1 protein-coding gene is annotated in these 1551 nt (G+C 71.4%); it reads left to right on the top strand.

Features of this window, described 5'->3' with window-relative positions:
- Window positions 1-290 precede the first annotated feature (290 nt).
- The gene (locus DEF28_RS26450; protein WP_114400918.1) at window positions 291-1472 is read left to right on the top strand and encodes a beta-1,3-glucanase family protein; all 1182 of its coding nucleotides are present in this window, start codon (window positions 291-293) and stop codon (window positions 1470-1472) included.
- Window positions 1473-1551: the final 79 nt, after the last annotated feature.

Consider the following 1551-nt stretch of genomic DNA (forward strand, 5'->3'; position numbering starts at 1 on the left):
GCGGGCGTGCGGGGTGCGGGAGGCGGGCCTTTCGAGGTATGGCCAACCGTGCTGACCTGCGGTTTGTGCTGGACGAGCGGCATCGGAGGGCGCTGCCGGCAGCGGTGCGGTGAACCGGGCGGAGGGCCGTGGGCGCGCTCCCGGCGTGAAACTGTGATCTGAATCACTGTGCAACTGCGCTACCAGGAACAACATGAACCCAAATGCGTAGCCACGTATTCACGCATTGACGCGGTCACGCGGAGTCGCCAGATTGGTCCGCACCTTCCCCCGCTCGAAGGAGAAGCCACATGATCAGCCGGAGATCACTGCTGGGCAGTGCGTCCGTCGCCGCCCTCGGCATCCCCCTGCTCGGCAGCGCCGGGTGCGCCGCGCCGGGCGGCGCCGCGCTGGCGAGCGCCCAGGCATCGGCCGGTGCGCTGCCCCTCACCGTGGTGAACCGCAGCGGCCGGTTCCCCGACAGCGCGGTGCGGCTCTACATCGTCGGCACGAACCTGGCGACCGGTGAGCAGTCCTACGTCACCAGGGACGGTGTCCTCACCGCCGTGCGGGAGTCCGACAACGTCGACGGCGGCTACACCGACTACGCCATCCCCCTCTCCGAGGCCGCCGACCTCACCCTTCCGTTCATGTCCGGCCGGATCTACGTCGCCCTGGAGGACAAGCTGCGGTTCCGGGTGGTCGCCGGCGGTGACGGGCGGCCCGCTCTGCAGTACCCGGCCGGCTGGGTGAGCAGCGACCCGAACTACAACGTGCTCCACGACACCGTGGAGTTCACGCACAACGAGTCCGGGATGTTCTGCAACACCACCATGGTCGACCAGTTCAGCGTCCCCCTCGCCATCGAGCTGAACGGGGAGCGCGACCAGACCACGGGCACGCTCGTGGACGGCGGCCGGGCCGCCATCTTCGACGCCATCGCCGCGGACCCGGTGTTCTCCTCGCTCATCGTCGCCGACGGCCGCCGCGTCATCGCCCCCGGGCACGGCCTCGACGCCGGTCTGTTCCCCGCCGACTACTACGCCCCCTACATCGACCAGGCGTGGTCCCGCTACACGGGGACCGACCTGCGGGTCACCACCAACGCCGGCACCTTCACCGGGCGGGTCGACGGCTCCGGGCGGCTCGCCTTCGACGGCGGAGTGGCCCCGATCGCCAAGCCCTCCACCCGCGACGTCCTCTTCTGCGACGGCGCCCTCGCCGCCCCCAACGACGGTGTGACCGGCCCGGTCGCCGCCATCCTGGGCGCCGCGTTCAACCGCTCCACGCTCGTGGAGTCGAGCGCCCAGCCCACGACCGACCCCGCGACGTTCTACCGCGCGGAGGTGACCAACACCTACGCCAAGGTGTTCCACGACCACACCGTGGACGGCCGCGCCTACGGCTTCGCGTTCGACGACGTGGCCGAGTTCGCCTCCTACATCCAGGACCACGCGCCCGCGTCCTTCACGGTGACGCTGACGCCGTACTAGGCGCGCCGCGCCCCGCGGTGGTCGCCGCGGGGCCGCGACGACGCCGTCCCGGCGGGCGGGCGCCTCCCCCTCCCGCGCC

The sequence above is a fragment of the Marinitenerispora sediminis genome, assembly GCF_003336425.1.
GTDB classification, from domain to species: Bacteria; Actinomycetota; Actinomycetes; order Streptosporangiales; family Streptosporangiaceae; genus Marinitenerispora; species Marinitenerispora sediminis.

Excerpts from the sequence above, each read along its gene's own strand:
- DEF28_RS26450 (WP_114400918.1), top strand. The coding sequence starts at position 291 with ATGATCAGCCGGAGATCACTGCTGGGCAGTGCGTCCGTCGCCGCCCTC.